We start from the raw sequence: 1,058 nt of genomic DNA on the forward strand, positions 1-1,058 counted from the left end.
GCTCCCACTGCTTGTACGTACACGGTTTCAGGTTCTTTTTCACTCCCCTCGCCGGGGTTCTTTTCGCCTTTCCCTCACGGTACTGGTTCACTATCGGTCAGTCAGGAGTATTTAGCCTTGGAGGATGGTCCCCCCATATTCAGACAGGATACCACGTGTCCCGCCCTACTCATCGAGCTCACAACACATGCAATTTTGTGTACGGGGCTATCACCCTGTATCGCCGGCCTTTCCATACCGTTCCACTATCACACATGCTGATTCAGGCTCTGGGCTGCTCCCCGTTCGCTCGCCGCTACTGGGGGAATCTCGGTTGATTTCTTTTCCTCGGGGTACTTAGATGTTTCAGTTCCCCCGGTTCGCTTCATTACGCTATGTATTCACGTAATGATAGTGTGTCGAAACACACTGGGTTTCCCCATTCGGAAATCGTCGGTTATAACGGTTCATATCACCTTACCGACGCTTATCGCAGATTAGCACGTCCTTCATCGCCTCTGACTGCCAGGGCATCCACCGTGTACGCTTAGTCGCTTAACCTCACAACCCGAAGATGTTTCTTTCGATTCATCATCGTGCTGCAAAAATTTGAGAGACTCAAACACACCTCAGTCTGTTCTTATTACGGAGAACAGAGTTCAGTGTGCTGTTTCAATTTTCAGCTTGATCCAGATTTTTAAAGAGCAAAACTTCGCAGTGAACCTTTTCAGGTACACTCTGAAGTTTTCTTGGGTGTTTGCAGTAAAGGATGGTGGAGCTATGCGGGATCGAACCGCAGACCTCCTGCGTGCAAGGCAGGCGCTCTCCCAGCTGAGCTATAACCCCATCGCAAAATGCTAATCTCTGTACCGACAATTCTTGCGAATTTGGTAGGCCTGAGTGGACTTGAACCACCGACCTCACCCTTATCAGGGGTGCGCTCTAACCACCTGAGCTACAAGCCTGCAGAGATTTTTACTGCTAATTTTCATCAGACAATCTGTGTGAGCACTTCAAAGAACGCTTCTTTAAGGTAAGGAGGTGATCCAACCGCAGGTTCCCCTACGGTTACCTTGTTA

Annotated in this window: 2 tRNA genes and 1 rRNA gene; all 3 read right to left on the reverse strand. The window is 49.3% G+C overall.

Annotated elements, in window-relative coordinates:
• A 23S ribosomal RNA gene (locus V6940_RS22665) occupies window positions 1–540 on the reverse strand; the annotation flags it as partial.
• Between the two features lie 209 nt (window positions 541–749).
• Window positions 750–825: transfer RNA gene (locus V6940_RS22670), tRNA-Ala, on the reverse strand.
• Window positions 826–867: 42 nt separating this feature from the next.
• A tRNA-Ile gene (locus V6940_RS22675) sits at window positions 868–944 on the reverse strand.
• Between the last annotated feature and the right edge of the window lie 114 nt (window positions 945–1,058).

The organism is Kluyvera sp. CHPC 1.251, from assembly GCF_036759945.1.
Lineage (GTDB): Bacteria > Pseudomonadota > Gammaproteobacteria > Enterobacterales > Enterobacteriaceae > Kluyvera > Kluyvera sichuanensis.